The 26,262-nt window shown below is 72.7% G+C and carries 27 protein-coding genes and 1 pseudogene; 15 read left to right on the top strand and 13 right to left on the bottom strand.

The window, feature by feature from the left end; translation table 11 throughout:
* The first annotated feature begins 24 nt into the window (after nucleotides 1-24).
* Nucleotides 25-753 carry a TetR/AcrR family transcriptional regulator gene (locus ACN265_RS14020; protein WP_421407914.1) on the top strand — a complete coding sequence of 243 codons (729 nt, stop codon included), beginning with the start codon at nucleotides 25-27 and terminating at the stop codon, nucleotides 751-753.
* Nucleotides 754-875: 122 nt separating this feature from the next.
* Here the strand turns inward: ACN265_RS14020 and ACN265_RS14015 are convergent, their stop codons facing one another.
* Entirely contained in the window at nucleotides 876-1,580 is a 705-nt protein-coding gene (locus tag ACN265_RS14015) for a hypothetical protein (protein WP_421407911.1), read from the bottom strand.
* Nucleotides 1,581-1,724: 144 nt separating this feature from the next.
* Here ACN265_RS14015 and ACN265_RS14010 point away from each other — a divergent pair, with 144 nt between their 5' ends.
* The gene (locus tag ACN265_RS14010; protein ID WP_421407910.1) at nucleotides 1,725-2,633 is read left to right on the top strand and encodes an alpha/beta fold hydrolase; all 909 of its coding nucleotides are present in this window, start codon (nucleotides 1,725-1,727) and stop codon (nucleotides 2,631-2,633) included.
* A gap of 18 nt (nucleotides 2,634-2,651) precedes the next feature.
* Here ACN265_RS14010 and ACN265_RS14005 read toward each other — a convergent pair whose 3' ends face one another.
* Nucleotides 2,652-3,239, bottom strand: coding sequence for a helix-turn-helix domain-containing protein (locus tag ACN265_RS14005; protein ID WP_204924209.1), 588 nt, complete (start codon nucleotides 3,237-3,239; stop codon nucleotides 2,652-2,654).
* 314 nt (nucleotides 3,240-3,553) lie between these two features.
* Between ACN265_RS14005 and ACN265_RS14000 the strand changes: the two genes are divergently transcribed.
* From ACN265_RS14000 to ACN265_RS13990, 3 genes are read left to right on the top strand one after another with little or no spacing between them, the layout of a single operon-like run.
* Nucleotides 3,554-4,381, top strand: coding sequence for an alpha/beta fold hydrolase (locus ACN265_RS14000; protein ID WP_421411487.1), 828 nt, complete (start codon nucleotides 3,554-3,556; stop codon nucleotides 4,379-4,381).
* On the top strand, nucleotides 4,378-5,022 hold the full coding sequence (locus tag ACN265_RS13995; protein WP_421407909.1) for a class I SAM-dependent methyltransferase: 645 nt from the start codon (nucleotides 4,378-4,380) through the stop codon (nucleotides 5,020-5,022). The genes ACN265_RS14000 and ACN265_RS13995 overlap by 4 nt, the downstream gene beginning before the upstream one ends.
* Nucleotides 5,022-5,510 (top strand): DinB family protein, encoded by a 489-nt coding sequence (locus ACN265_RS13990; RefSeq protein WP_421407908.1) that lies wholly within the window; start codon nucleotides 5,022-5,024, stop codon nucleotides 5,508-5,510. The genes ACN265_RS13995 and ACN265_RS13990 overlap by 1 nt, the downstream gene beginning before the upstream one ends.
* Before the next feature lie 253 nt (nucleotides 5,511-5,763).
* Here ACN265_RS13990 and ACN265_RS13985 read toward each other — a convergent pair whose 3' ends face one another.
* Nucleotides 5,764-6,552 carry an NAD(P)H-binding protein gene (locus tag ACN265_RS13985; protein ID WP_421407906.1) on the bottom strand — a complete coding sequence of 263 codons (789 nt, stop codon included), beginning with the start codon at nucleotides 6,550-6,552 and terminating at the stop codon, nucleotides 5,764-5,766.
* A gap of 49 nt (nucleotides 6,553-6,601) precedes the next feature.
* Nucleotides 6,602-7,285, bottom strand: coding sequence for a TetR/AcrR family transcriptional regulator (locus tag ACN265_RS13980; RefSeq protein WP_421407905.1), 684 nt, complete (start codon nucleotides 7,283-7,285; stop codon nucleotides 6,602-6,604).
* A 57-nt stretch (nucleotides 7,286-7,342) separates the two neighbouring features.
* Here ACN265_RS13980 and ACN265_RS13975 point away from each other — a divergent pair, with 57 nt between their 5' ends.
* From ACN265_RS13975 to ACN265_RS13960, 4 genes are all read left to right on the top strand, one after another.
* Entirely contained in the window at nucleotides 7,343-8,455 is a 1,113-nt protein-coding gene (locus ACN265_RS13975; protein WP_421407902.1) for an FAD-dependent oxidoreductase, read from the top strand.
* Between the two features lie 193 nt (nucleotides 8,456-8,648).
* Nucleotides 8,649-9,071, top strand: coding sequence for an Hsp20/alpha crystallin family protein (locus ACN265_RS13970; protein WP_204924202.1), 423 nt, complete (start codon nucleotides 8,649-8,651; stop codon nucleotides 9,069-9,071).
* 128 nt (nucleotides 9,072-9,199) lie between these two features.
* Nucleotides 9,200-10,198, top strand: a complete 999-nt coding sequence (locus tag ACN265_RS13965; protein ID WP_421407900.1) for a tyrosine-type recombinase/integrase — start codon at nucleotides 9,200-9,202, stop codon at nucleotides 10,196-10,198.
* Nucleotides 10,199-10,244: 46 nt separating this feature from the next.
* A complete protein-coding gene (locus tag ACN265_RS13960) occupies nucleotides 10,245-10,832 on the top strand; it encodes a TetR/AcrR family transcriptional regulator (RefSeq protein ID WP_421407898.1) in 588 nt (195 codons plus the stop codon).
* Here the strand turns inward: ACN265_RS13960 and ACN265_RS13955 are convergent.
* Complete coding sequence (locus tag ACN265_RS13955; RefSeq protein ID WP_421407896.1) at nucleotides 10,825-12,531, bottom strand: acyl-CoA dehydrogenase family protein; 1,707 nt, start codon at nucleotides 12,529-12,531, stop codon at nucleotides 10,825-10,827. The two genes, ACN265_RS13960 and ACN265_RS13955, sit on opposite strands and share 8 nt — an antisense overlap.
* A gap of 110 nt (nucleotides 12,532-12,641) precedes the next feature.
* Between ACN265_RS13955 and ACN265_RS13950 the strand changes: the two genes are divergently transcribed.
* Nucleotides 12,642-13,100, top strand: coding sequence for a hypothetical protein (locus ACN265_RS13950; protein ID WP_421407895.1), 459 nt, complete (start codon nucleotides 12,642-12,644; stop codon nucleotides 13,098-13,100).
* A gap of 13 nt (nucleotides 13,101-13,113) precedes the next feature.
* On the opposite strand, the gene ACN265_RS13945 is transcribed toward ACN265_RS13950, so the two are convergent.
* Genes ACN265_RS13945 through ACN265_RS13930 form a run of 4 tightly spaced genes read right to left on the bottom strand, consistent with a single transcriptional unit; the run spans nucleotide 13,114 to nucleotide 16,883 of the window.
* Nucleotides 13,114-13,830 carry a thymidine kinase gene (locus ACN265_RS13945; RefSeq protein ID WP_204924197.1) on the bottom strand — a complete coding sequence of 239 codons (717 nt, stop codon included), beginning with the start codon at nucleotides 13,828-13,830 and terminating at the stop codon, nucleotides 13,114-13,116.
* Between the two features lie 45 nt (nucleotides 13,831-13,875).
* The gene (locus ACN265_RS13940; RefSeq protein ID WP_420118607.1) at nucleotides 13,876-15,270 is read right to left on the bottom strand and encodes an MFS transporter; all 1,395 of its coding nucleotides are present in this window, start codon (nucleotides 15,268-15,270) and stop codon (nucleotides 13,876-13,878) included.
* Between the two features lie 15 nt (nucleotides 15,271-15,285).
* Complete coding sequence (locus ACN265_RS13935) at nucleotides 15,286-16,053, bottom strand: glycerophosphodiester phosphodiesterase (RefSeq protein WP_421407892.1); 768 nt, start codon at nucleotides 16,051-16,053, stop codon at nucleotides 15,286-15,288.
* A gap of 53 nt (nucleotides 16,054-16,106) precedes the next feature.
* The gene (locus ACN265_RS13930; RefSeq protein WP_204924194.1) at nucleotides 16,107-16,883 is read right to left on the bottom strand and encodes a lysophospholipid acyltransferase family protein; all 777 of its coding nucleotides are present in this window, start codon (nucleotides 16,881-16,883) and stop codon (nucleotides 16,107-16,109) included.
* Nucleotides 16,884-17,056: 173 nt separating this feature from the next.
* Here ACN265_RS13930 and ACN265_RS13925 point away from each other — a divergent pair, with 173 nt between their 5' ends.
* The 3 genes from ACN265_RS13925 (at nucleotide 17,057) to ACN265_RS13915 (ending at nucleotide 20,794) form a co-directional block, all read left to right on the top strand.
* Nucleotides 17,057-18,463 carry a cytochrome ubiquinol oxidase subunit I gene (locus tag ACN265_RS13925; protein WP_421407890.1) on the top strand — a complete coding sequence of 469 codons (1,407 nt, stop codon included), beginning with the start codon at nucleotides 17,057-17,059 and terminating at the stop codon, nucleotides 18,461-18,463.
* Nucleotides 18,464-18,477: 14 nt separating this feature from the next.
* Entirely contained in the window at nucleotides 18,478-19,476 is a 999-nt protein-coding gene (gene cydB, locus ACN265_RS13920; RefSeq protein ID WP_421407889.1) for a cytochrome d ubiquinol oxidase subunit II, read from the top strand.
* Between the two features lie 115 nt (nucleotides 19,477-19,591).
* Entirely contained in the window at nucleotides 19,592-20,794 is a 1,203-nt protein-coding gene (locus ACN265_RS13915) for a GNAT family N-acetyltransferase (RefSeq protein ID WP_421407887.1), read from the top strand.
* Nucleotides 20,795-20,866: 72 nt separating this feature from the next.
* On the opposite strand, the gene ACN265_RS13910 is transcribed toward ACN265_RS13915, so the two are convergent.
* Together ACN265_RS13910 and ACN265_RS13905 are read right to left on the bottom strand one after the other, a co-directional pair.
* Nucleotides 20,867-21,568, bottom strand: a complete 702-nt coding sequence (locus ACN265_RS13910) for a hypothetical protein (protein WP_204924190.1) — start codon at nucleotides 21,566-21,568, stop codon at nucleotides 20,867-20,869.
* 66 nt (nucleotides 21,569-21,634) lie between these two features.
* The gene (locus ACN265_RS13905; RefSeq protein WP_204924189.1) at nucleotides 21,635-22,087 is read right to left on the bottom strand and encodes a peroxiredoxin; all 453 of its coding nucleotides are present in this window, start codon (nucleotides 22,085-22,087) and stop codon (nucleotides 21,635-21,637) included.
* Nucleotides 22,088-22,260: 173 nt separating this feature from the next.
* On the opposite strand from ACN265_RS13905, the gene ACN265_RS13900 reads away from it, so the two are divergent.
* Entirely contained in the window at nucleotides 22,261-22,989 is a 729-nt protein-coding gene (locus ACN265_RS13900) for an SDR family NAD(P)-dependent oxidoreductase (RefSeq protein ID WP_421407884.1), read from the top strand.
* A gap of 43 nt (nucleotides 22,990-23,032) precedes the next feature.
* Here ACN265_RS13900 and ACN265_RS13895 read toward each other — a convergent pair whose 3' ends face one another.
* Together ACN265_RS13895 and ACN265_RS13890 are read right to left on the bottom strand one after the other, a co-directional pair.
* Nucleotides 23,033-23,158: an MFS transporter small subunit gene (locus tag ACN265_RS13895; protein ID WP_363653198.1), complete on the bottom strand. Its 126-nt coding sequence runs from the start codon at nucleotides 23,156-23,158 to the stop codon at nucleotides 23,033-23,035.
* Nucleotides 23,155-24,553 (bottom strand): annotated as a pseudogene (locus ACN265_RS13890) (OFA family MFS transporter). Before ACN265_RS13890 ends, ACN265_RS13895 begins: the two are co-directional and overlap by 4 nt.
* Before the next feature lie 649 nt (nucleotides 24,554-25,202).
* On the opposite strand from ACN265_RS13890, the gene ACN265_RS13885 reads away from it, so the two are divergent.
* Nucleotides 25,203-26,207: a tyrosine-type recombinase/integrase gene (locus tag ACN265_RS13885; RefSeq protein WP_420118600.1), complete on the top strand. Its 1,005-nt coding sequence runs from the start codon at nucleotides 25,203-25,205 to the stop codon at nucleotides 26,205-26,207.
* The last annotated feature ends 55 nt before the right edge of the window (nucleotides 26,208-26,262 follow it).

Below are 26,262 nucleotides of genomic sequence, written 5' to 3'. Positions count from 1 at the left end.
ACAAGGTGCTGTTATCGTTGATCCGTGACCGTGACGCCCGACACCCCACCCCGCGACGACGCGCGATCCGACATCGTCACCGCAGCCGCCCGACTGCTGCGCGAGCACGGGGCGCACGCGGTGACCACCCGCGCCGTCGCCCAGGCCGCAGGCGTGCAGGCACCCACCATCTACCGGCTGTTCGGCGACAAGAACGGCCTCGTCGACGCCGTCGCCGAACACGTGCTGGCCAGCTACGTCGCCACCAAGGCGGTGGCCACGGACGCTGCGCCGCAGGACCCGGTGGCCGACCTGCGTGCCGGCTGGCGCACGCACCTGGAGTTCGGCCTGGCCAACCCCGAGTTGTTCCGGCTGCTCGGCACGCGCGGGCCCGGCGACCCGTCCCCGGCGTCGGTGGCGGGTCTGGCGGTGCTGCGCTCGCGGGTGCGCCGGCTCGCCGCCGCCGGCCTGCTGCGGGTCGACGAGCAGCGGGCCACCATGATGATCCACTCCGCCGGCACCGGCGTCATCCTCACCCTGCTGGGGACCCCCGCGTCGCAACGCGACCCCGGACTCGGCGACGCCGTGTTCGACGCCGTCCTCGGCGGCATCCTCACCGCCGCCCCGGTGACCCCCGACCCGACCCTGCGCACGGTCGCGGTGACCCTCGCGGCGGTGACGCCGGACCTGCCCGGCCTCACCGACGCCGAACGCACGCTGCTGACCGAGTGGCTCGACCGGTCGCTGTCCCTGCTACGCGATCCGCCGCGGTAGCCCGACGTCGTCGTGTCCCGACCAGGTGGGCCGTCCGCGACGGCGCGATCCACGTCCGGCCCCGAGAGCGCCGGGCAGCCCACCGCCGTGCGCCGGCAGTCGCGGAGCCGTAGCCGTGACGCTCAGCGGAACCGGTCGATGGTGACGGGAACCAGCCCCTGGAGCCGCACCTGCGCCGTCAGTGCGTGCAGGAGCACGCTGACCGCGTCGTCGCGGTCGCCCGTCAGGTCGCACGTCACGTCCAGTCCCCAGGCGGCGCCCGCGGCGACCCGGCGCAGTTCCCAGCGGAATGCGTCGCGGCCGACCTGACGGCACACCGTGCCCAGGACGCGCACCCCGGGCTCCGCGAGGTCGCCGGTGACCGGCATCCGCCACGCCTCGCCGAGCGCCGTGAGACCGCCCGGGGTCAGCGCGCCGGCGAACAGGATCCGGTAGGTGCGCGTCTCGCGGAACCCCGGTGTGGCCTCGGACCGGTGCAGCAGCAGGGGCGGCGACGGCGGCGTGGGAGGCGCACCGAAGCACGTCCGCAACGCGGCCTCGTCCGGCAGGGCAGCACCGCAGAACTCCCGGTAGAGCGTCGCCGCCCCGTCCCGGCTGACGAGCGTCACCCGGGCCCGCAGCGCGGGATCGACGCGTAGCCGCCTGCTGGTGGCCGACGCGTCGGACCACCGGCCCTCCGAGCGGCTCCAGCCGCCACCCACCAGCCCGACGCAGGAGTGGTCTGCCGCGAGGAGGAACTCCTCGGCCAGCAACCCCTCCGGCTCGCCGGCACCGTCGTGGACCACGTAGTAGTGCAGAGCCGCGTGGTAGCGCAGAGCCGTCGCCATCCGTCGATTCTCGGGCCGGCGGGTCGACGACCGCAGCCGGCTCGCCGCAGGCCCCGTCCTGCCCCTCTATTATCTCACGGGCACGATTTTCCACTACAACGGGTAGTTGCCTACCGGTGAACCGGTGACCGCTACCGTGCCGCCATGCTTACTGGCGAGGAGAACTTCGTTCGTCGCGGGCACCTCCGGCTGTGGACCGAGCGTTTCGGGCAGCCGGACGACCCCACCGTCCTGTTGGTCATGGGCACGTCCACCCAGGGCATCGGCTGGCCCGACGAGCTGGTCGGAGCCCTGGTGGACAGCGGCCGGCAGGTGATCCGGTTCGATCACCGCGACACCGGCCGTTCCGACTCCGTCGACTTCACGACGCACCCCTACGCACTCGCCGACCTGGCCACGGACGCGGTCGCCGTCCTGGACGCGTACGGTGTCGCCACCGCGCACGTCGTGGGGACGTCGCTGGGTGCGGCGATCGGGCAGTGGCTCGCCGTGCACCGGGCGGCCCGGGTCCGCACGCTGACGGCCATGGCCTCCTCCCCGATGGGGAACAACCCCGGCCCGGCGTGGGCGCGGGCGCTGGCGGGTCAACCGGCTGCGCAGGGCGAACTCCCACCTCCGACGGCGCGGTTCCTCGACCACCTGATGGACGCGGCGAGGGCACCCCGCGCGACGGCACAGCAGCGGGTGGACGCCGACGTGCAGACCTGGCGGATGCTCAACGGTGACGTGTTGCCCTTCGACGAGCCGGCCGCGCGGCGGTTCGTCGAACACTGTCACGACCGGGCCGGTAACCTCGCCGCCGCGGCGAACCACGATCTGGCCGGTCGGCGCTGGGACGACGACCGGCGGGCGTCGCTGTCCGGCATCACGGCTGCGACGTTGGTCCTGCACGGCAGCGACGACCCGCTGTTCCCGCCGGCCCACGGTGAGGCGCTCGCGGCGCAGATCCCCACGGCGCGGCTGGAGATCGTGCCCGGGATGGGCCACCACCCGTTCTTCGCACCCGGGCTCACCGAGCGGATCGCCGGCTCGATCATCCGCCACACGACCTGATCCTGCGGGCGGGTGCGTTCAGGTGGGCGAGGTCGGGGAGGGGGACAGGTGGGCGCGTTCGCCCTGGGCGCTGAAGAGCGTGAGCAGTTCCGCGGCCTGCGGGCCGGCGCTGCCGATCTGGTGCGGGACACGGGTGTCGAACTCTGCGGCTTCGCCGGGGCCCAGCTGGTATTCCTGGTCACCGAGGATGAGCCTGACCTGTCCGTTGAGTACGTAGAACCACTCGTACCCCTCGTGGGTCTGCAGGCTCGTCGTGGCCGACTTCCCGGCCGGCGGGTAGATCACCTTGTAGGCCTGGATGCCTCCGGGACGTCTGGTCAGCGGCACGACGGTGAAGCCGGAGCGCCGTACCGGCCGCAGGTGGATGCGGGGATCGCCGGTGGGTGGAGCCGCGACCAGTTCGTCGAGCGGGACGCCGTGCGCCCGTGCCAGCGGCAGCAGCTGCTCCAGTGTCGGGCGCAGTTTCCCGTTCTCGAGACGCGACAGCGTGCTTGCGGTCAGGCCGGTCTCCGCCGCCAGGGCGGCCAGCGAGATGTTCCGGGCCTGGCGTAGTGCGCGCAGCCGCGGGCCGACGCCCGCAAGGACGTCGCCTGACGTGACGTTCATGGGCCCATGATGCGGATCCGCAACATTTCTCGCAAGTGGGCAACGCTGCTGGTCATGCTGGTGGCGGAGGTAGACAACCGATGCCCACATCAGCAGTAGCTTCGAGACCGGCGGCCCGCTGGTCGACCGTCGCAGCCGTCACGGCAGGGCTCGTCCTGACGACAGCCTGCGCGGCCACCGGCGGCCGGGCACAGAACACGACGTCACCGCAAGCCAGCGCCACCACCGCGGCGGGCTACGACGCGGCCACCCGCGATGACGCCCCGTTCAACCGTCAGTTCACCCACGGGACAGCCCACGTCGACGGCGTGACGATGCACTACGTCACCGGCGGCACCGGCGAGCCACTCGTCCTCCTGCACGGCTGGCCCCAGTCGTGGTACTCGTGGCGCGAGATCATGCCGGCGCTCGCCGAGAAACACACCGTGTATGCGCTTGACCTGCCGGGACTCGGCGACAGCGAGGGCGCGCCGACCAGTTACGACAAGGCCACCCTGGCCCGCTACGTCCACCGGCTGCTCGCCGGCAAGCTGGGGCTGAACAGGATCAATCTGGTCGGGCATGATCTCGGTGCCGGGGTGGCGTTCCAGTACGCCGCCCAGTTCCCGGACGACGTCGTCAGGTACGCCCACCTCGACTACCCCATGCCCGGCCCCGCCCTCAGTGCGAACGCCTACCGGCAGGCGAGCTGGCACATGTCGTTCCACCACCAGGACGGGTTCCCCGAGCTGCTGGTCGACGACGACGTCCGTGACTACCTGTCCCTCTTCTACGGGTACGTCGCCCATGGTGGGACCAGCTTCGGCGGGCCGGGCGCGAAGGCTCCCTTCACCGCGCAGCAGATCGACGAGTACGCCCGCACCTACCAGCGCCCGCAGGTGCTGACCGGTGGATTCGAGCTTTACCGCACCCTGGACCAGGATGAGCGGGACAACAGGGCCGCGAAGCCGATCACCATGCCGACGCTGCTGCTGACAGCCGAAGGCACACTCGACTTCACCCGCTCGACGGTGCAGCCCCTCATGTCCGACATCACCCGCGCAGTCGAGGTGCCCAAGGCCGGGCACTGGCTCATCGCGGAGAACCCGGGATTCGTCACCACCGAGCTGGTGGAGTTCTTCGCGAGGGGGGCGGACCGATGACCGATGCGCCCACTGCCGAGTCGTTCTGGGAACAGCACCACCGCGCCCGGCGTGACGGCGGCCCCGGGCACCCCAACCCGGTGTTGACGCAGACAGCCGGGACACTGCCTCCCGGCGACGCCCTCGACCTGGGGTGCGGTGTCGGCGGCGACACCATCTGGCTCGCCCGACACGGCTGGCAGGTCACCGCCGTCGACATCTCCGACGCCGCCGTCCAACGGGTACGTGCCCACTCCCGGCGACTCGGCATCGACCACCGGGTGAACGGCGAACAGCACGATCTGGCCCGGAGCTTCCCCGCCGGGCAGTTCGACCTGATCTCCGCGCAGTACCTGCACAGCCCCTTCGCACTGGACCGCGCGCGGGTGCTGCGTACCGCGGCGCACGCCCTGCGCCCCGGCGGTCATCTCCTGATCGTCGACCACGGCTCGGCCGCACCCTGGTCGTGGAACAAGGATTCCGACACGCATCACCCCTCACCCGGCGAGACCGCGGCCGTGCTCGCCCTCGACCCGACCCGGTGGTCCGTCGTACGTGCCGACACGCCGCACCGCCGGGCCACCGGACCGGGCGGCCGGACCGCCACCGCCACCGTCACCGACAACGTCCTGCTCATCCAACGACATGATCGGACACGCTGATGCCGCCCAGGAAACGCAAGGACACCGGGCCCGCCTGGACAGCCCCCGGGGAGAAGGACACCCTGGTCGGCTTCCTCGACTACCTCCGCAACGCGATCATGGACAAGGTCGCCGACGTGCCGGAGCCCGAGGTCCGCACCGCCGGCGTGCCCTCCGGCACCAACCTCCTCGGGCTGATCAAACACGTGACCGCCGTCGAGAGGTTCTACTTCCTCGAAGAACCGATCACCAACATGCGCCGCACCTTCCAGCCCACCCGTGACGACACCGTCGACGGCCTGCTCGCCGCCTATCGGGCAACGATCGCCCAGGCGAACCAGGTCATCGACACCTGGACCGAGCTGACCCGGCCGGCACCCCGGCCACCCGGCCGCGCCCTGCCACCGTCGCAGCGATGGGTGCTGGTCCACATGATCGAGGAGATCGGACGCCACGCGGGGCACGCCGACATCATCCGCGAGAGGATCGACGGCGCCACCGGCCGCTGACCGCCTGTGGTACGGCTGGCCCGCCGCCGACCCCGCGGTGGCGTGCCCACCCCACACGGGAGCGGCCGGGGGTGCGGGACCACTTCGACAGCCAACCGATCACTCCGGTCCAATTACCGTATTACCGGTAACTCAAATTCGATAATTGGAGCCGTCAAAACGGGCATAACGGTGTAGCACCATAATGACTGTTCTGTTGCACCCCGCTTCGCTGCGGGGTGCAGGCATGCCTCGCCGGCCGTCGTGGCCGGGCTCAGCGGAGCGGGTGGGCTTCCCGGAGCTGGTCGAGGATGCCGGCCGGCGTCCGTCCGAGCAGGTCACGTAGGTGGTCGGTCGACACGCCCAGGGCGCCGGCACGGGCCAACCCGTGCAGCCAGCCCATCGCTCCGGTCACGCCGCCGGTTCGGGCCTCGACGCCGAGGGCGGCGGCCACCTGCGGGTACGTCCACGCCGGGCCCGTGAGGGTGTAGGTCCGCCCCCGGGTGTCGGGGCGCAACAGGGCGGCCACTGCGGCATCGGCGAGGTCGGCCCGGGTGGCGGTGGTCAGGTTCCGGCCCCCGGTCGCGTGCACCAGCGCCGCCCCGGACGTGGCGTCGCGGAGCGCCGCGTCGACGAACGGCTCGGTGTAGAACGGGTTCCGCAGCACCGTGTGGGCCGGGCCCGCCGCGGCGAGGGCCTCCTCGGTGGCCCGGTGGGCGTCGAAGAGGCCGGCGATCGGGTGGAAACTGGTGTAGACCACATCGGTGACCCCGGCCCGCTCTGCCGCCACCACGACGGCACGGTGCTGTTCGGTGCGACGGGCGGGATCGAGCTCGGGGGACGAGACGAACAGTAGCCGGGTGACCCCGGCGAACGCCTCGACCAGCGTGTCGGGGACGTCGTAGTCGCCGTGGCGTACGGCGACGGCCAGCGGCCGGGCACGGTAGGGATCGCGGGCGATGGCCACGACCTGGTCGGGCCCGACCCGCTCACGCAGCTGGGTGACGGCGCGGCGGCCGAGGGCTCCGGTGGCCGCGGTGACGGCAAACAGTTCGGTGGGCATGGGCACACCATCACCGGCGGCACCGTCGACGACAACCGGGTTTCCCGGGTCACCCGGGCAGCCGGGTGGCCACGGCGTCGAGGACCCACTCCAGGCCGGTGGCGAAGGAGGTCGCGGCGTCCACCTCGGTGCCGTCGTGCACGGCCCGGGCCAGCGCCGGGTAGCGGCCGGTGGCCAGGATCCTCGTCACGCGCGGGCCGTGGGCGCGCTGCCAGTCGCGTTTGGACAGGCCCGTGGCGCGTTCCGCCCGCAGGTTGGCGATCTCCCGTCGGAGCGCGCCGATGACGTAGGCGCCGACGGTCTCCACGGCGCGCAGGACGGTGTCGGTGTCGGCGAGCCCGTCGAGGGCCGCCAGTTGGGTCTCGGTCACGGCGAGGCCGTTCGGCCCCAGGGTGGGTCGGCCGCCGAGCAGGTCGGCCAGCCACTCGTGCCGCAGCACGGTCCGCCGGGTGCGGTGGGCGACGACCCGCAGTGTCTCCCGCCAGTCGGCGGGCGGTTCGACGGGGATGATCTCGGCATACACGGCGTCGACCATCAGGTCGAGCAACTCGTCCTTGGTGGCGAGGTAGCCGTACAGCCGCATCGGGCCGGCGTCGAGGCGGGCGGCGACCTTGCGCAGCGACACCGCCGCGAGGCCGCCCTCGTCGGCCAGCGCGACGGCGGCGGCGACGATCCGTTCCCGGTCGAGCGGCACCGGGGGAGGCGGCGGTGCCGGCCGGTCCCACACGGTCATGCGGTCACCTCCGGATGGGTGGCGGCGACACGGTCGGTGTCAATACAGTGTATCGCCATGAGACATCGTATCGCCGTGGTGGGTGCCGGCCCCGGCGGCCTCACCCTCGCCCGGGTCCTGCACCGCCTCGGCCATCCCGTCGTCGTCCTGGAACGCGATCGCGGGCCCGACTCCCGTCCCCCCGGGGGCACGCTGGACCTGCACGAGGGGCTCGGCCAACTGGCGCTGGACAAGGCGGGGCTGACGGCACGGTTCCGGGAGCTGTCCCGTCCCGAGGGGCAGGCCATGCGCATCCTCGACCCGGCGGGAACCGTGCTGCGGGACTGGCGACCCCGACCGGACGAGCGGGCCAACCCGGAGATCGACCGTGGGCAACTGCGTGACCTGCTGCTCGACTCGCTCGACGTGCGGTGGGGACACCAGGTGACCCGGGTGGTGCCCACCGACGGCGCGCCCGTGCACTTCGCCGACGGGCGGCAGGAGACGTTCGATCTCGTGGTCGGCGCGGACGGCGCATGGTCGCGGGTGCGGCCCGCGGTGTCGCCGGTGACCCCGACGTACACCGGCGTCACCGCGGTCGAGACCTCCCTCGACGACGTCGACACCCGCCACCCCGACCTGGCCGAGCTGATCGGCGACGGCGCGGTCGCCGTGTACGGGGTGAACCGCGCGATCGTCGCCCAGCGCAGCAGCGGCGGCCACGTCACGGTGTACGCGCAGCTCCGCGCGCCGCTGGACTGGCACGCGCAGCTGGACCTGGCCGACGTGGAGGCGACGCGGTCGGCCCTGCTCGCCCTGTTCGACGGGTGGGCGCAACCGGTGCGCGACCTGGTCGGCCGGGGCACCGCGTTCGTCCACCGTCCGATCCACGTCCTTCCCGTGTCCCACACGTGGGCCCACGTGCGTGGGGTGACGCTGCTGGGTGACGCCGCGCACCTGATGCCGCCGTTGGGGGCGGGGGCGAACCTGGCGATGCTCGACGGCGCCGAGCTCGCGGAGTCCGTCGCCGCCGACCCCGACGATCTGGACGGGGTCGTGCGGGCCTGGGAGGAACGGATGTGGGCCCGGGCCGGCAGGTGGGCGGCGATCACCACGGCCGGTCTGGAACGCCTGGTCGGCCCGGACCCGGCCACCGCCCTCGCCCTCTTCGACGAGGTCCAGCCCTCCTGACCACCGTGTGCCCACGTTCCGCCGGCACCTGGTCGACGAGGCCCTGCTGAGCTTTGACCAGGGGGTCTACCGGCGTACGACGACGGGGTTGACGGGCGCGCCGGGACGAGGTAAACACTGAAGTACGAGTTGAGCCACCCCGACTCAACTCCACTGGAAACCTTCGGCCCGAGGAAACCGAGGAGGCACGACCATGCTGATGCGTACCGACCCCTTCCGTGAGATCGACCGGCTCGCCGAGCAGCTCTTCGGCACCACCAGCCGTCCCGCGGTGATGCACCTGGACGCCTGGCGCGACGGCGACCACTTCCACGCGGCGTTCGACCTGCCCGGGGTGGACCCCGACAGCATCGACTGCACGGTGGAGCGCAACGTGCTGACCGTCCGCGCGCAGCGCCGCCGTCCCACCTCCGACGGCATCGAACTGGTCGCCGCCGAACGGCCGATGGGCACCTTCTCCCGGCAACTGTTCCTCGGCGACACCCTCGACACCGACCGGCTGGAGGCCGCCTACGAGCACGGGGTGCTGACGCTGCGCATCCCGATCGCCGAGCGGGCCAAGCCGCGTCGGGTCCCGGTCACTGCCGGTAACGGACACCGGCAGATCACCGCCTGACCGCCACCCCCCACGGTGGGGGCCGCACCGGCCCCCACCGGGCCGAACGCCATCGCGCCCGGGCGTCGGGCAATCCGCCCGGGCGCGCCTCACCGTGATTACCCACCGGGGATGAGAGTCTTTCTCGCATGCTGCGTCCCGACGGCCCCGTCCTGCCCCGCACCGCGACCCGCCCGGCGCTGACCGGCACACCTGTCGACTTCACCGAGGCGTGGCTGCGTAACCGTCGGCTGTCGGCGCACACCCGCGACGCGTACCGGCGCGACATCGCCGGCTGGCTCACCTGGTGCGCCGGCGGTGACCTGGACCCGCTGCGGGCCACCTTCCTCGACGTCAACGCCTACGCCCGGCAGTTGGAGGCCACCCCGTCGCCGCGCAGCGGCCGGCCGTTGACCCCGGCCACCGTCGCCCGGAAACTGTCCGCCCTGTCCAGCTGGTACGAGTTCCTGGTGAAGCTGCGGGCGGTGGACGCCAACCCGGTCTCCGGGGCCGACCGGCCGCGCATCGACCGGGACCACTCGGCCACCGTCGGCCTCACGCCGCAGGAGGTCGACGCGCTGCTGGCCGCCGCCGACGCCGACACCGGACCGACGGCAGCCCGCAACCGGGCCGCCGTCGCCCTGCTGGCCGACCTCGGCCTGCGGGTCGGTGAACTGGTCTCCCTCGACCTGACCGACCTCGGCGCCGAACGGGGGCACCGCAGCGTCCGGTTCGTCGGCAAGGGCGGCAAGTCCCGCCGCCGGGCGCTCACCCCGGGCACCGCGTACGCCCTCGACGCCTACCTGGCCGAGCGGGCGGCGACGACCGGGGTGACCGTCGAGGCGTTGACCGGGCCGCTGCTGGCCACCACGACCGGCGGTCGACTCGACCGGCACTCGGTGTTCCGGCTGGTGCGCCGACTGGCCGCCACGGCGGGCATCGCCGCGGCGGCGAAGCTGTCCCCGCACTCGCTGCGGCACGCCTTCGCCACCACCGCCCGCGAGGAGGGGGTGCCGTTGGAGGACGTGCAGGACGCGATGGGGCACGCCGACCCGCGGACCACCCGCCGCTACGACCGGGACCGGCACAACCTCGACCGGGACCCGGCGTACGTCATCTGGGCGGCGCGGGCCCGGCGGCGCGGCTGACGAAAACCGGTTGACGGAGTAAGCGCTCACTCCCGAGTGTGGTGCCATGACGGCACCCGGGGGACGCCGACGACGCGCGCCGGCCATGGCCGCCGACCGCCGCCGCGCCATGATCGTGCAGACCGCGCTGCCCCTGCTGACCCGCCGGGGCACCACCCTGACCACGGCCGAGGTGGCGCGGGCCGCCGGGATCGGCGAGGCGACCGTGTTCCGCGCCTTCGCCGACAAGCAGGCGCTGCTCGACGCCTGCGTGGCCGAGGTCCTGCGCCCCGACCCGCTGCTCGACCGGTTGACCCGCATCGACCGACGCCAGCCCCTCACCGGTCGGCTCACCGAGGCCGCCGTGGCGGTCCACGCCCACCTGGCCCGGCTGGGCGCGGTGCTCGGCGCCCTACACGCCGCCGGTCGGGCCCGACCCGACCCGCCACCGGCCGGCACGGCGGCGACGGCGGTCCGCTCGGCGGTGGCCGCCCTGTTCACCCCCGACGTCGACCGGCTACGGCTCCCGCCCGACCAGCTCGCCGACCTGTTCCTCGGTCTGCTGTCCCCGCCGGGCCCGCTGGCCACCACGGCACCGTCCACCACCGACCTGGTCGACCTGTTCCTGCACGGCGCGCTGACCCGGGTCAGGTGAGCAGGTCGAGGTGGTGGTGGGCGTCGGCGGAGATGTCCTCGTGCCGCAGCCACCGCCGTGTCCACAACCGGGCGGCCACCTCGGCCTGACCGTCACCCCACGCGGCGTGCTCCACCAGCAGCGCCGCCGCCAGCGCGTACGCCATCCGCAGGGCCAGGGCACGCGCGCCGGCCAGGACCGTCGCCGACGTCGGGTCGGCGGTGACCTCACCGAGGGTGGCCCGCAGCTCCCCGGCCACCGTGGCGAGCGTGTCGGCCAGGACCGGTGACAGCGGGCGGGCCATGTCGGCGGCGGCGGTGAGCCGCGCCAGCAGCGGGCCGGCCGCGTCCTCCCGGGTGACCGCGCGCAGCACGTCCACCGACAGCACGTTGGTGGTGCCCTCCCAGATCGGCAGGACCTGCGCGTCGCGCAGCAGCCTCGGCACGCCGGTGTCCTCGACGTAGCCGGCCCCGCCGAACGCCTCCACGTACTCGGCGGCGGACGACACCGCCAGCCGTCCGGTGGCCAGCTTCGCCAGTGGCGCGACCACCCGCAGCTCCGCGGCGGCCTGCGGGTCGCCGCCGACCTCGACCCGGCCGAGCAACGCGAACGCGTGTCCGGCCAGGGCGAACGCGCCCGCCGCGTCGACCGCCAACGCGCCGAGGGTGGCCCGGTGCAGCGGATTGTCGGCCAGCAGCCCACCGGCCACCCGCCGGGTACGCGCGTACGCCGTCGCGTAGGACAGGCCCCGGCGCATTCCCGACGCGGCGGCGGACGCGTTGTGCACCCGGGTCACCACCACCAGGGTCATCGCCCGCACCAGCCCCGGCACCGCCGGGTCACCCAACGGCAGCGCGTACGCGTCCCGCAACCCGATCTCGGCGGTCGGTAACGCCCGGGTGCCCAGCTTGTCCTTGAGCCGGCGCACCACCACCCCGGGGGCGGGACCATCCGGGGCGGCGGTGGCACCGGCCAGCGGCGAGTCGGCCGCGTAGCGGGGCACCAGGAACGGGGCGAGGACCCGGCTGCCCCGCCCGGCGCCCTCCGGCCGGGCCAACGCCACCGCCATCGCCGCGTCGGCGGCCGAGCAGAACCACTTCTCCCCGGTCAGCCGCCACGACCCGTCGGCAGCGGGCCGGCCGAGGGTGCCGGTGCCGGACAGGTCGGAGCCGCCCTGCGACTCGGTCATCCACTGCCCGCTGACGATCGCCGTGTCCGGGTCGGTGGCGACCAGCCGGGGCAGCCAGGCGTCGCGCACCTGCGCGTCGACGTCGGGGGTGCTCAGCAGCGCGGCGGCCCCGTCGGCCATCGCCACCGGGCAGGAGAACGTCGCCGACTCCGGCCCGTACAGGTGCAGCAGGGCGTGCTGGACGACGCGGGCGGCGGCCCCCCACGTGCCGCGCGCCGAATCCAGGTAGGGCAGGGCGACCACGGCGTGCCGGGCGGCGGCGGCCCGCTGCGCCTGCCAGCCGCCGCTGGTGTCGATCCGGTCGACACGGGCGCCCCACGGGTCGTAGCGGACCAGCGTCGGCGGGTGGGCCTCGGCGTCGGCGTGCGCGGCGCGCAGCGGCCCGACGACGTCGGCGGCCAGCGCGGTCAGCCGGTCCCGCGCGGCGGTGTGCCCGTCCGCGCCGAGCTGCCGGGTCAGCCACGACCGCAGCAGCCGGTCACCGGCGTACGGGTCGTCGATGTCCGGCACCGGCTGCACGTAGCGGCTCATCCGTCGCTCCTTCACCAGGGGTGTGCGCCGACGGTAGACGATCGCCCCGGCGGCGCGACAGGGGGCGAACCGCCTGCGCCGCCCCGGCCCGCCGCCTACCGTCGCAGGTGATGAGCGTGCAGCAGGCGTGGACCCGACCGGCGCGGCGGCGTCGCCCGGTGCGCACCGGCCTGTTCCTGGGGGGACTGGCCGTCGGCCTGTGCCTGGTCGGGGTGGCCGGGCTGGGGCTGTGGAACGTGCAGGTGGTGGCGGGCGCCACCGGCCCGGTGCGGGAGACCGCCGACGGGTTCCTGCGGGAGTTGTCCGCCGGTGAGGTGGAGCAGGCCTACCGGCGGTTGTGCGCGCCGACCCGCAGCCGGTGGAGCGAGGTCGGGTTCGCCGGCTGGGTCCGCACCCCGCCGGTGGTCACCGGCTACGAGATCCTCGACGTGTCGGTCCGCACCAAGGGGGGCCGGCCGGCGGGGGAGGTGGCGGCGCGGGTCACCCGCGACGGCGGGGCCGACGAGCAGCGGCGGCTGCCGGTGGTGAAGGAGGACGGGAAGTGGCGGGTCTGCGGCGACCCGTACTGACCCGCCCGCCGGGTCAGGCGCGCGGGCCCAGGTCGCCGGAGCGGTAGTGCCGCCGGCACAGCACCTGGTAGCGCACGTCGGCGGTGTCGACGGTGTCCCCGATGACGACCTGCGCACCCTCGCGGACCACCCGCCCGTCGACGACGCGGGCGTTGAGCAGCCCCTCCCGCCCGCACCAGCACAGCACCTCCACCTGGATGCGGGCCACCTCGTCGGCCAGTTCGAACAGCCGCCGGGCGGCCGGGAACAGGCACGACCGGAAGTCGGTGGCCAGGCCGAAGGCGTACACGTCGACGTCGTAGCCGTCGACCAGTTCGGCCATCTGCTCGACGTGCGCCACGTCGTAGAACGACGCCTCGTCGCAGATCAGGTAGTCGATGCGGACCCCCTCGGCCCAGGTGTCACGGACCAGGGTCCGCAGGTCCAGCTCGTCGGTCACCTCCACCGCCGTGTGGGCCAACCCGATGCGGGTGGTCACCTGCGGCCCCAACGAGCGGTCGATGCGGGTGGTGACCAGGCCCCGGCGGCCCTGCCGGGCGTGGTTGTAGTTCATCTGCAACGCCATCGTCGACTTGCCGCAGTCCATCGGACCCCAGAAGAACTTCAACGCGGCGGCGTGCAACGGGCGGCCGTCGACGCCCCGGGCGGCGGCACAGCCGGTTCCCCCGTCATGCGGGCCGGGCAGGGGACGGGCCAGGCAGGTGGGGGTGGCAGCGGCGTCGTCGGTCACGTCGGGGCAGCCTAGCCCATCGGCGCGGGTGGATTCGGCCGATGGTCAGAGCACCCGGGGCGGGGTGTTGCCGGCGGCGACGATGGCCCGGCGGATCGGCACGGCGGCCAGCAACGCGAACCCCACCACGAAGAAGATCAGCAGGGAGACCAGACCCACCCGGTAGGAGGAGGTGAGCTGGAAGACCAGGCCGAACGCCAGCGGACCGAGCCAACTGGTGCCCTTGTCGCTGATCTCGTAGAACCCGTAGTACTCGCCCTCCTTGCCGGCGGGGATGAGCTGGCTGAACAGCGACCGGCTCAACGCCTGGCTGCCGCCGAGGACCAGACCGATCGCCCCACCGAGGATCATGAACGGCAGCGGCGCCTCGGCCGGCAACCGGAACGCCCCGATGATCACCCCGGTCCACAGCACCAGCGACAGCAGCACCGTCTTCCACGCCCCGATGCGCCGGGCCAACGCCCCCAACGCCAACGCCCCGCCGAAGGCGAGGAACTGCACCAGCAGGATCGTCACGATCAGCGTGCTCTGCCCCAGCCGCAGCTCCTCGGTGCCGTACTGGCTGGCCAGGGTGATCACCGTCTGGATGCCGTCGTTGTAGACCAGGAACGCCAGCAGGAAGAACAGCGTCAACGGGTACGCCTTGATCTCCCGCAGGGTCCGGCCGAGCTGCCGGAACCCGTCGGTGACCACGTTGCGGCCCGCCCCGCGCAGCGCCTCGGCGGTGGGGTGCTCCCGCAGCCACCGCAGCGGCACCAGGGTGAACACCGCCCACCACACCCCGGCCGACACGATCGACCAGCGGGCCAGGTCCAGGGTGCGCTGCGGGTTGTCGTCCTCGCTGAGCAGGGTCACCGCCACCAGGTTCAACGCCAGCAGCAGACCACCACCGAGGTAGCCGATGGCCCAGCCGCGGCTGGACACCGCGTCGCGTTCGTCCGGGCCGGCCAGCTGCGGCAGGAACGAGTTGTACACCACCACCGCCGCGCCGAAGGCGATGTTGGCGACCAGGAACAACGCCCCACCGAGCAGGTACCGCTCGCCGGTGACCAACGCCATCGCGACGGTCGCCCCGGCGCCGGTGAACGCCGCCCCGGCCAGCAGCCGCTTCTTGTGCACCGTCCGGTCGGCGATCGCCCCGACCACCGGCAGCACGAACACGGTCAACAGCACCGACAGCGAGATCAGGTACGGGTAGTAGGAGCCGGCGGCGACCCGGATGCCCAGCGGGTGCACGTACCCGTCGCAGGTGTCCGCGCCGAGTTCGCAGCCGGCGGCCAGTTCGGTGACGGTGGTGAGGAACGGGCCGAGGAACACCGTGATGACGGTGGTCTGGAAGGCCGAGTTGGCCCAGTCGTACAGGTACCAGCCGCGCCGCTCCCGGCGCAGGCCCGCCGGGGTGCCGGTGGCGGTGGGGGTGGTGGTGACCGGGTCGGCCATCGGGGTCCTCGGGGCTCAGGCGGCCCAGAGGCCGCGGCTGCGGTAGACGTCGCGCAGCACGCCGACGTGATCGGTCATGATGCCATCCACACCACGATCCAGTAAGTCGTGCATCCGGGCAGGTTCGTCGATCGTCCAGACGTGCACGTGCACCCCCAGCCGGCGGCAGTAGGCCAGGAACCGGCGGTCGACCACCGGCACCCCGGCCCAGCGGGGCGGCACCTGCGCGGCCACCACCGACGGCGGCAGCCGCAGCGGCCGGCCGTGCCGCGACGCCAGCCACAGCCGGGCCACCCCGCGCATGCCCAGGCCGGTGGCGACCCGGCCGCCGGTGGCCGCGCGCAGCCGGGCCAGCCGGGCGTCGCTGAACGACGCCAGCAGCACCCGGTCGGCCGCGCCGGCGCGGGTCACCGCCTCGACCGCCGGGGTGACGCCACCGTCGGCCTTCACGTCGATGTTGAACCGGACCTGTGGCCACCCGGCCAGCACATCGTCGAGCCGCGGCACGACCGCCGCGCCGCCGACCCGCACCGTCGCCAGGTCGGCCCAGCGCAGGTCGGCGATGCGGCCCCGCTGCCCGGTGACCCGGCGCAGGGTGGCGTCGTGGAAGACCACGCACACCCCGTCGGCGGTGGCGTGCACGTCGGTCTCCACGTACCGGTAGCCCAGCTCGACGGCCCGGGTGAACGCGGCGACGGTGTTCTCGTCGCCGTCGGCGGCGCCACCGCGGTGGGCGAAGGCCAGCGGGGTGGGGGCGTCCAGGTAGCCGGCTCGGGTCGACACGCAGCGCAGTATGCCCGCCCCCGGTGGCCGGCGGGTGGCCGACCGGCGGCGGGTCAGGCCGAGGTGGGGCGGCGGTGGACCCGGCTGGTGTCGACGGGACGCCCCGGGTCGACGTGGCGGGGTCCGTCCGGTTCGTCGGGACGCAGCGGCACCAGGGTGTCGGTGATCGCGTCGATGATCCGGTCGGTGCCCCGGCGGGCCGCGCCGGGCGCGTCGGGGGAGAGGTCCCCGAGGTGCAGGGGCGCGCCGAAGCGGACCCGGATCACCGGGCGGCGCACCAGCGTCCGGGCCAGCGCGCGCAGCATCCCCCGGGGCGCCCGGTAGGGCAGCACCTCGTGCGACCCCCACTGGGCCACGGGCACCACCGGGGCGTCGCAGGCCATGGCGAGGCGGGCGGTGCCGGTCTTGCCGCGTTCGGGCCACATGCCGGGGTCCAGCCCGATGCGTCCCTCGGGGTAGACCAGCACCACCGACCCGGCGGTGACCGCTGCGGCGGCGTCGTCGAGTGCCCGGCGTACGCCGGTGGTGCCCCGGTCGACGCGCAGGTGCCCGGCGTGGCGCATCAGCGCGCCGAGGCCCGGGGTGCGGAACAGCCCACCGGTGGCCATGAAGCGGGGCGACATGCCCCGGGCGCGGCAGGCGGCGCCCAGCACGATGGGGTCGAAGGGGCTGATGTGGTTGGCGGCCAGGATCAGCGGCCCCCGGCGCAGGTGCGCGGGGACGTCCCCGCTGACCTCCAGGCGGGCGAACAGGGCGACGACCAGCCGGGCGAGCAGTTGGGCGGCACGCCAGAACAGGGGTGGCTGCCAGCCGGGGCGCGGGGTGTCCATCAGTCGCCGATGGTCGCACGGGCGTGGGGGAGGACCGGAAGCCGGGTCGTGCGGCCTGTGGTGATCAGGGTCATTGGTCCCGGGTCGGGTCGGGACCCCCGACCCTGCCCGACAACCTACGACGCGCGGTAGTATCTACTACGTCTCGTAGTATCAATGGCAGGGGGATCCCGGTGGACGCGTTGGACGTCGCCCGCTGGCAGTTCGGTGTCACCACCGTCTACCACTTTCTCTTCGTACCACTGACCATCGGACTGTCCGTCCTGGTCGCCATCCTCCAGACCCGCTGGCACCGCACCGGCGACGAGAAATACCTCAAACTCACCAAGTTCTACGGCAAACTCTTCCTGATCAACTTCGCCATGGGCGTCGTCACGGGCATCGTGCAGGAATTCCAGTTCGGCATGAACTGGTCCGACTACTCCCGCTTCGTCGGCGACATCTTCGGCGCACCCCTGGCCATCGAGGCCCTCGTCGCCTTCTTCCTCGAATCCACCTTCATCGGCCTGTGGATCTTCGGCTGGGACCGGCTACCCCCACGCCTGCACCTCGCCAGCATCTGGGCCGCCGCCATCGGCACCAACCTGTCCGCCTACTTCATCCTCGCCGCCAACTCGTTCATGCAGAACCCCGTCGGCTACCGCTTCAACCCCGACACCGGACGCGCCGAACTCACCGACTTCGTCGCCGTCCTCACCAACAAGGTCGCCCTGATCACCTTCCCGCACACCCTCGCCGGCGCCTTCCTCGTCGCCGGCGCCCTCGTCACCACCGTCGGCCTCTGGCACCTCATGCGCCGCCGCGACAACCCCGACACCGACGCCTACCGCCACGCCACCCGCTTCGGCGCCTGGGTCGTCCTCATCTCCGCCACCCTCGTCGTCCTCACCGGCGACATCCAAGGCAAGATCATGACCCAGGTGCAGCCCATGAAGATGGCCGCCGCCGAAGGCCTCTACACCACCGAAAGCCCCGCCTCGTTCTCCGTACTCACCGTCGGCAGCCTCGACGGCAACCGCGAGATCTTCGCCCTCAAGATCCCCTACCTGCTGTCCTACCTCGGCACCGGCGACCCCAACGGCACCGTCCACGGCATCAACGACCTCCAGGCCCAGTACGCCAGCCAGTACGGCCCCGGCAGCTACACCCCGATCATCCCGGTCACCTACTGGAGCTTCCGCTTCATGATCGGCTTCGGACTCGCCGCCGCCGCCATCGCCCTGCTCATCCTCTGGAGCCAACGCAAGGGCCGCACCCCCACCAACAGGTGGCTGCTGCGCGCCGGCCTGATCATGCCCGTGCTCCCACTGCTCGCGAACTCCTTCGGCTGGATCTTCACCGAGATGGGCCGCCAACCCTGGATCGTCTTCGGCGAGATGCTCACCCGCGACGGCGTCTCCCGCAGCGTCTCCCTCACCGAAGTCCTCACCTCCTTCACCGCCTTCACCCTCATCTACGCCACCCTCGCCGTCATCGAATTCAAACTCCTCCTGCGCTACGCCCGCGCCGGCGTACCCGACGTCACCCCCACCCCCGACGACACCGACGACGCCGAGCGCCCGCTCGCCTTCGCCTACTGACCCGGAGCCCCACCGTGGAACTGACCACCATCTGGTTTCTCCTCGTCGCCGTGCTCTTCACCGGCTACTTCATCCTCGAAGGCTTCGACTTCGGCGTCGGCATGCTCCTGCCCGTCCTCGGCCGCGACGACCGGCAACGCCGCGTCCTCATCAACACCATCGGCCCCGTCTGGGACGGCAACGAGGTCTGGCTCATCACCGCAGGCGGCGCCATGTTCGCCGCCTTCCCCGAGTGGTACGCCACCCTCTTCTCCGGCTTCTACCTGCCCCTACTGCTCATCCTGCTCGCCCTCATCGCCCGCGGCGTCGCCTTCGAATACCGCCACAAGCGCCCCGAAGCCTCCTGGAAACGCCGCTGGGACCACGCCATCTTCTGGGGCTCCGCCATCCCCGCCCTCCTCTGGGGCGTCGCCTTCGCCAACATCTTCCGCGGCGTACCCCTCGACGCCGACCACGAACACGTCGGCAGCCTGATCGACCTGCTCAACCCCTACGCCCTACTCGGCGGCCTGACCACCCTCGGCCTCTTCCTCACCCACGGCGCGGTCTTCCTCGCCCTCAAGACCACCGGCGACATCCGCCACCGCGCCGGCACCCTCGCCGTCACCCTCGGCGTCGGCACCGCCGTCGTCGCCGTCGCCTTCCTCACCTGGACCCTCACCATCCGCGCCAACCCCGCCGCCATCGTCCTCGCCGCCGGCGCCGCACTCGCCCTACTCGGCGCACTCGCCGCCGCCCGCGTACGCCGCGAAGGCTGGGCCTTCACCGGCACCGCCCTGGCCATCGCCCTCGCCGTCGCCACCCTCTTCACCGCCCTGTTCCCCAACGTCATGCCCTCCACCGGCGACCCCGCCGGCACCCTCACCGCCACCAACGCCGCCTCCACCCCCTACACCCTGAAAATCATGACCTGGGTCGCCGTCGTCTTCACCCCGATCGTCCTCGCCTACCAAAGTTGGACCTACTGGGTGTTCCGCAAGCGAATCGGGGTACAGAACATCCCGCAACACTGAAAGACGCGCGAGGGGCGCGGGGACGCGGGGCCGGAGCGAGGGGGTCGCACCGGCCCCGCAACGCGTCCACCACAAACCCGTCGCCGACCAGCCCACCCACCGCTATCGTCGCCGCATGCCGCACGACCCCCACGTCCGGGAACTCACCGACGACGACACCACCGCCGCCTGGCACCTCGGCCGCACCGCCTTCGGCTCCGACCCGCAACCCGCACCACCACCCACCACCACCCCCGGCACCACCCGCTACGGCGCGTTCGACCACACCGGCCGCCTCATCGGCAAAGCCGTCGACCTGCACCACCACCAGTGGTGGGACGGCCGCACCATCGCCGCCGCCGACATCGCCAGCGTCGCCGTCGCCCCCGAAGCCCGCGGCCGCGGCGTCGCCCGCACCCTGCTCACCACCCTCCTGCGCGGCGCACACGACCGGGACGCCGCCGTCAGCGCGCTGTTCCCCACCGTCGCCGCCCCCTACCGGGCCTGCGGCTGGGAAACCGCCGGCACCCTACGCACCGTCAACCTCCCCACCGCCCTGCTCACCCGCCACCACCCCAGCCCACACCTCACCGTCCGCCCCGGCACCGCCGCCGACCTCACCGCCGTCGACGAACTGCACACCCACACCATCCGCCACCGCCGCGGCCTACTCGCCCGCAGCGGCCCCCTGCACGAACACCGCCGCACCCGCCACACCACCGACAACACCCTGCCCTACGACGGCCTCACCCTCGTCGAACACCACGGCCACCTCGTCGGCTACGCCGGCTGGAACCGCCGCAACCACTACGGCGACGACGGCACCATCACCGTCGAAGACCTCGCCGCCACCACCGCCGACGCCGCCCGCGAACTCGTCGGCATCCTCGCCAGCTGGCACAGCGTCGCCCCCACCCTGCGCCTCACCCTCCTCCCCGGCGACCCCCTCACCCCCCACCTGCCCGTGGAGAAGGCCCGCGAAAACGAACAGGACACCTGGATGCACCGCCCCGTCGACGTCACCCGCGCCATCCGCGACCGGGGCTGGCCACCACACCTGCACGGCACCGCCACCTTCACCCTCGACGACCCCCTCGCCGACTGGAACACCGGCACCTGGCACCTGGAGATCACCGACGGCCACGCCGACCTGCGCCGCACCACCACCCCCGCCGACCTGCACCTGACCGTCCGCGGCTTCGCCCTGCTCTACACCGGCGCCGCCACCGCCCGCACCGTCGCCCAGGCCGGCCTGCTGCACCACCCCGCCGGCACCGACCCCACCCCACTCGACCTACTCGCCGCCCCCGGCCCCGCCCAACTCGGCGACTACTTCTGACCCACCCCGGCCGGGGGCCTCCGCATCGGCTGCCCCCGACCAGCCCCCACCACAGCCGTCACCGGCCCCACCTCACCGCGCCTCGCGCAACTCCGCCAACCGCGCCTCGATCTCCGCCAACTCCGCCCGCAACTTCTCCGCCTGCTGCTCCGCCTCCGACCGCTCCGCCGACAGGATCTGCTCCACCGCCTCCTGCACCCCCGGCACATCCACCAACGCCACCATCCGCAACGCCTCCGCAGGCTTCACCACGTACGGCTTCGCCAACGCCTTCGCCCCCTGCTGCGCCGCCACCGTCCACTCACCATCGGCATACGCCAACGTCACCGTCAAACCCGCCGGCCCCTTCGGCTTCGCCACCTTCGCCGGCCGCCGCGCCGCCGGCTTCTCCACCGGCACGGACTGCTGCTCCACCTTCGGCTCCTCCCGCCTCTGCACCGGCACCCGGGGCGTGTCCAACACGAACTCCGGCTCCGCCTTCGCCGTCGGCTCCACCTGCTCCACCACCGGCTCCGACTTCACCTCCACCACCCGACGACCCGCACCCCGCGGCGCCACCGCCAGATCGGCGGGGGAGAAGGGCAACTCGTCGCGACCGAACCGCACCACCACGAACTCGTCCGACACCGCCGGATCGGTCACCTCCACCACCTGACCCACCTGCCCGGCGATCTGCCCCGCCGACGCGGTGAACACCACCTTCGGCTTCCGCCCCGCCGCCAACGCCTCCCGGATACCCCGCACCTCGTCATCGGACAAACCCTGGCCCGCCATCACAACCCTCTTTCGTACACGTGTCTGATCCTGCCTTGATACCAGCCCACCACGACAACCGGAGGATCAGCCCCCCAGCACCCGCAACGCCTCGTCCGCGTGCTCGTTCATCCCCAACTCGCTGTGCACCACCGCCAGCACCCGCCGGTCCTGACCGATCACGAACGTCATCCGCCGCGTGCTCAACGGCCCCAACGGCAACCGCCGCCGCACCCCGAACGCCTGCGCCACCACACCGTCGACATCCGACAACAACGGATAGTCGAACCCGTGCATCCGGGAGAACTCCGCCTGCTTCTCCACCGCATCCCGACTGATCCCCACCCGCTGCGCCCCCACCGCCGCGAACTCCGCCGCCAGATCCCGGAAGTGACAACTCTCCGCCGTACACCCACGCGTCATCGCCGCCGGATAGAAGAACAACACCACCGGCCCCGCCGCCAACAACTCCGACAACCGCCGCGGCGCACCCGTCTGATCCGGCAACACGAAATCCTCCACCAGATCACCGACACTCACACCCACTACACACCTCCACCGATCTGATCCGTCCGAAACGCGGTGAGCGTAAGCGATCACCCCACCCACCGCCGCGCCACCGCGCCACGTGAGCACCCACACCCTGCCCACCACACCGGCGCGGACGGTACCGTCACACCACCGCACACCGGACCGGCAGGGGAGCAGGGACAATGACCACGGTCACCGTCATCACCGGCGGCAGCCGAGGCATCGGCGCCGCCACCGCCCGACGACTCGCCGCCGAAGGCCACCACCTCGCCATCGGCTACCACCGCGACCACCGCGCCGCCGCCACCGTCCTCGCCGACATCCACCGCCTCGGCGGCAAGGCCGTCGCCGTCCCCGCCGACACCACCGACCCCACCCACATCGACCGCCTCTTCACCGCCGCCGCCGACCTCGGCCCGCTCACCGCCCTGGTCAACAACGCCGGCGTCACCAGCCCCATCGGCCCCTTCACCGACCTGCGCCCCGACGACCTGCGCCGGGTCGTCGACATCAACCTCATCGGGTACGTCCTCTGCGCCCAACAGGCCGCCCGCCGCCTCACCCACGGCGGCGCCATCGTCAACATCTCCTCCTCCGCCGCCACCCTCGGCAGCCCGGGGGAGTACGTCCACTACGCCGCCGTCAAAGCCGCCACCGACACCCTCACCATCGGCCTGGCCAAGGAACTCGCCCCCCGCGGCATCCGGGTCAACGCCGTCGCCCCCGGCATCATCCGCACCGACATCCATGCCGCCTCCGGCGCACCCGACCGTCCCGACACCGCAGCCGGCCGCATCCCGCTCGGCCGCGCCGGTGAACCCGACGAGGTCGCCGGCGCCGTCGCCTGGCTCCTCGGCCCCGACGCCACCTACACCACCGGCGCGGTGCTGCGCGTCGCCGGCGGCCTCTGACCGGCGGCCCGGGAACAGACGCCTCCGGGCCGCCGACCGCCGGTCAACCGGTGAACAGCTTCGCCGCCGTCAGCACCGTCTGCACCACCCCGTAACCCAGCAGCACCGACACCACCGACCAGGAAACCCACAACCGGACCCGCTGCCCCCGGGGACCGTCCTCGTTCATCGCGCGCCACCTTTCTGCGTCGTCACCACATCCGTGTCCCGCCCACCGGGCGGCTCGTGGTACCGCTGCGGCACCGGACGCACCAGCAGGTTCGCCACGAATCCCACCGCCAGCACCCCGACCATCGTGAACAACGCCGGCCGGTACGCCGACGCCGTCAACGTCCCCGGCTCACCCTGCGCGTCCAAGAACGCGTTGACGATCAACGGCCCGGCCACCCCCGCCGCCGACCACGCGGTCAGCAACCGGCCGTGGATCGCCCCCACCTCGACCGTGCCGAACAGGTCCCGCAGGTACGCCGGAACGGTCGCGAACCCACCGCCGTAGAACGACAGGATGACGCAGGCCAGCAGCACGAACAGCGCCGTCGCCATCTGCCCGACCAGGGCCAGCGCCGCGTACAGCACCATCCCCACACCCAGGTACACCAGGTAGATCGGCTTACGGCCGAGCAAGTCCGACGTCGAGGACCAGACGAACCGACCGGCCATGTTGAACAACGACAACAGGCCCACGAACCCGCCCGCCGCAGCCACCGACACCGCCGAGCCGCCCCCGTCGCGGAAGAAGTCCTGGATCATCGGGCTGGCCTGCTCCAGGATCCCGATCCCGGCGGTCACGTTGCAGAACAACACCACCCACAGCAGCCAGAACGCCCGGGTCCGCACCGCGTTCGCCGCCGACACATTTGCCGTGGTCACCAGCGGCTTCGCCGCCACCGCCGCCGGATCGAACCCGTCCGGCCGCCAGCGCGCCGCCGGCACCCGCACGTTGACCACCCCGAACATCATGATGACGAAGTAGCCGACACCCAACGTGACGAACAACCAGACCAGCGCCGGCCCCGAGGCCGTCGATCCGGCGTCCGCCGGGTTCGTACAACGACAGCAGCTGACGCGACAGGGGAGAGGCCACCATCGCCCCACCACCGAAACCCATGATCGCCAGACCGGTGGCCAGCCCCGGCCGGTCCGGGAACCACTTGATCAACGTGGACACGGGGGAGATGTAGCCGATACCCAACCCGATCCCGCCCAGCAGCCCGTAGCCGACGTACAGCAGCCACAGCTGCCCGGTGGCGATGCCCAGCGCGCCGACGCCGAACCCGGCCGCCCAGAAACACGCCGAGACGAACATCGCCTTGCGCGGCCCGTTCGCCTCGACCCAGGTGCCGGCGACCGCCGCCGACAACCCCAGCATCACGATCGCGATGCTGAAGATCACCCCGATCGCCGTCTGACTCGCGTCGAAGTGCGCGATCAGGGAGTTCTTGTAGACGCTGGTCGCGTAGACCTGGCCGATGCAGAGGTGGATCGCCAGCGCCGCCGGGGGGATCAGCCAGCGGCTGTACCCGGGCGGCGCGACGGTGTGCCGACGATCGAGTGCGGACAGCATCGGTGCTTCCTCTCCGGAACATCGCGGTGACGTGCTCCCGTCACATGCCCCCGCCGCCTACGGCGGGCAAACCGGTGCCGCGCCCAGCGGTCGTCCCGGTGAGCCGACCGGCTGCCACCGCCGTCCCGATCCAGGTTCGATAATGCACATTATGTAAAGCTAAGCCGGAGAGAAGCCCCCTGCCGGCCTTCGGGCACCCGGGATGGCGAGTGCCCACCTTCGGGGCCGCAACCGCTTCTCGCACCCGCGTGGTGTCCACCGCGCAACAGCGGGTCGCACTGCCGCGCCGGATCCGACGGGACGCCTGTGCGGGTCAGGCAGCCGACGAGCCGCCGGTGTGCCGGTGGGACGTCGGTTCGTGTGCGTGGTCTGCCGGGGCGGACGGCGCCCCAAGACGTCCGCCGGTCCACTGCGGCGTCCCGGGCGTCACGCGACCCACAGCCCCGCTGCGCGCACTCCGGACTGGTGCTCCACCACCACCCGGACGGATGCCGAGCCGCGAGACTCCCGCTCGGGCGCACTGACAGCCCGCCGAGGGTGCAGGCGATGTCGGCAGGTGGAACCCGGCCCGGATGCAGTGCGGAGCAGCCTGATGTCGCTCCCCTCCCCTGGGTTCCCGACAACCCGAGAAACCTGCATAATATCCCTTATGCATGACAAACAGGACGAATCGGTTGGACGGCTCGTCGAGGAGTTCCTGACCGCGCGGGCCACCCGCAAGCCCTCCCCACACACGCAGGAGGCGTACCGGCGGGACCTGCTGGCCGTCGCGGCGCTGGCCGGCGAGGAGTGCAGCCCTCCCCTGTCCCCCCACGAGCTGACGATCTCCGCCCTCTCCCCCCGGCTGATGCGGGCGGCGTTCGCCCGGTTCGCCGCGCCCCGGGCGGCAGCGTCGGTGCACCGGGCCTGGTCGAGCTGGAACGGGTTCTTCTCGTTCCTGGTGGCCGAGCAGGTGGTGGCGGGCAACCCGATGCCCGCGGTGGGGCGTCCCCGCAACCCGCTCCCCCAGCCCAAGCCGTTGCGGGGCGAGGACACCCCGGAGGTGCTGCTGGCGTCGGTGTCGCGGGAGGACGCGCGGCAGCGTGATCCGTGGCCGGAGCGGGACGTCGCGGTGCTGGCGCTGGCGTTGTGCGCGGGGCTGCGCCTGGCGGAGTTGTTGGCGTTGCGGGTGTCGTCGGTGTCGGGGCGGGCCGGTGAGCGGCGGGTGGCGGTGGCCGGCAAGGGTGGCCGGCCGAGGGTGGTGCCGGTGGAGCCGGAGTTGGACGAGGTGGTGGCGGCCTACCTAGACAGTCGGCGGCGGCGGTTCGGGGCGCGCAGCGTACGACCGGACGGGGTGTTGTTCGTGGATCGGCGGGGTGAGCCGCTGCGTCGGGGCGGGTTGCAGTATCTGGTGGATTCCTGTTACCGGCGGGCGGGGATCACCGACCGGGTGCCGGCGGGGGCCCGGTTGCACGCGTTGCGGCACACGTTCGCGACCCGGTTGGCCGAGGACGGGGCGGGGGCGGCGGAGATCATGCGGCTGTTGGGGCATGCGTCGTTGGCGTCGTCGCAGACGTACATCGAGGTGACGGCGGGTCAGCAGCGGGCGGCGGTGCGGTCGAACCGGACGAACCGGGTGTTGGTGGGGTTGGTGTCAGGAGGGCGTCCGGGCTGAGGGTGGGGTGGTCCGGGGTGCGGCGGCTGTCGAGCATGACGGTTCACCGCTTGCT

This window comes from Micromonospora sp. WMMD730, assembly GCF_049178955.1.
GTDB lineage: Bacteria > Actinomycetota > Actinomycetes > Mycobacteriales > Micromonosporaceae > Micromonospora > Micromonospora wenchangensis.
The sequence above is the reverse complement of the archived record's forward strand: the minus strand, read 5'-3'. Positions and strand labels throughout refer to the sequence as shown.

Coding starts and splice junctions, on each gene's coding strand:
- ACN265_RS14015 (WP_421407911.1), bottom strand. CDS start 1,580: ATGGCGACGGCTCTGCGCTACCACGCGGCTCTGCACTACTACGTGGTC.
- ACN265_RS14010 (WP_421407910.1), top strand. CDS start 1,725: ATGCTTACTGGCGAGGAGAACTTCGTTCGTCGCGGGCACCTCCGGCTG.
- ACN265_RS14005 (WP_204924209.1), bottom strand. CDS start 3,239: ATGAACGTCACGTCAGGCGACGTCCTTGCGGGCGTCGGCCCGCGGCTG.
- ACN265_RS14000 (WP_421411487.1), top strand. CDS start 3,554: ATGCACTACGTCACCGGCGGCACCGGCGAGCCACTCGTCCTCCTGCAC.
- ACN265_RS13995 (WP_421407909.1), top strand. CDS start 4,378: ATGACCGATGCGCCCACTGCCGAGTCGTTCTGGGAACAGCACCACCGC.
- ACN265_RS13990 (WP_421407908.1), top strand. CDS start 5,022: ATGCCGCCCAGGAAACGCAAGGACACCGGGCCCGCCTGGACAGCCCCC.
- ACN265_RS13985 (WP_421407906.1), bottom strand. CDS start 6,552: ATGCCCACCGAACTGTTTGCCGTCACCGCGGCCACCGGAGCCCTCGGC.
- ACN265_RS13980 (WP_421407905.1), bottom strand. CDS start 7,285: ATGACCGTGTGGGACCGGCCGGCACCGCCGCCTCCCCCGGTGCCGCTC.
- ACN265_RS13975 (WP_421407902.1), top strand. CDS start 7,343: ATGAGACATCGTATCGCCGTGGTGGGTGCCGGCCCCGGCGGCCTCACC.
- ACN265_RS13970 (WP_204924202.1), top strand. CDS start 8,649: ATGCTGATGCGTACCGACCCCTTCCGTGAGATCGACCGGCTCGCCGAG.
- ACN265_RS13965 (WP_421407900.1), top strand. CDS start 9,200: ATGCTGCGTCCCGACGGCCCCGTCCTGCCCCGCACCGCGACCCGCCCG.
- ACN265_RS13960 (WP_421407898.1), top strand. CDS start 10,245: ATGACGGCACCCGGGGGACGCCGACGACGCGCGCCGGCCATGGCCGCC.
- ACN265_RS13955 (WP_421407896.1), bottom strand. CDS start 12,531: ATGAGCCGCTACGTGCAGCCGGTGCCGGACATCGACGACCCGTACGCC.
- ACN265_RS13950 (WP_421407895.1), top strand. CDS start 12,642: ATGAGCGTGCAGCAGGCGTGGACCCGACCGGCGCGGCGGCGTCGCCCG.
- ACN265_RS13940 (WP_420118607.1), bottom strand. CDS start 15,270: ATGGCCGACCCGGTCACCACCACCCCCACCGCCACCGGCACCCCGGCG.
- ACN265_RS13930 (WP_204924194.1), bottom strand. CDS start 16,883: ATGGACACCCCGCGCCCCGGCTGGCAGCCACCCCTGTTCTGGCGTGCC.
- ACN265_RS13915 (WP_421407887.1), top strand. CDS start 19,592: ATGCCGCACGACCCCCACGTCCGGGAACTCACCGACGACGACACCACC.
- ACN265_RS13910 (WP_204924190.1), bottom strand. CDS start 21,568: ATGGCGGGCCAGGGTTTGTCCGATGACGAGGTGCGGGGTATCCGGGAG.
- ACN265_RS13900 (WP_421407884.1), top strand. CDS start 22,261: ATGACCACGGTCACCGTCATCACCGGCGGCAGCCGAGGCATCGGCGCC.
- ACN265_RS13895 (WP_363653198.1), bottom strand. CDS start 23,158: ATGAACGAGGACGGTCCCCGGGGGCAGCGGGTCCGGTTGTGGGTTTCC.
- ACN265_RS13885 (WP_420118600.1), top strand. CDS start 25,203: ATGCATGACAAACAGGACGAATCGGTTGGACGGCTCGTCGAGGAGTTC.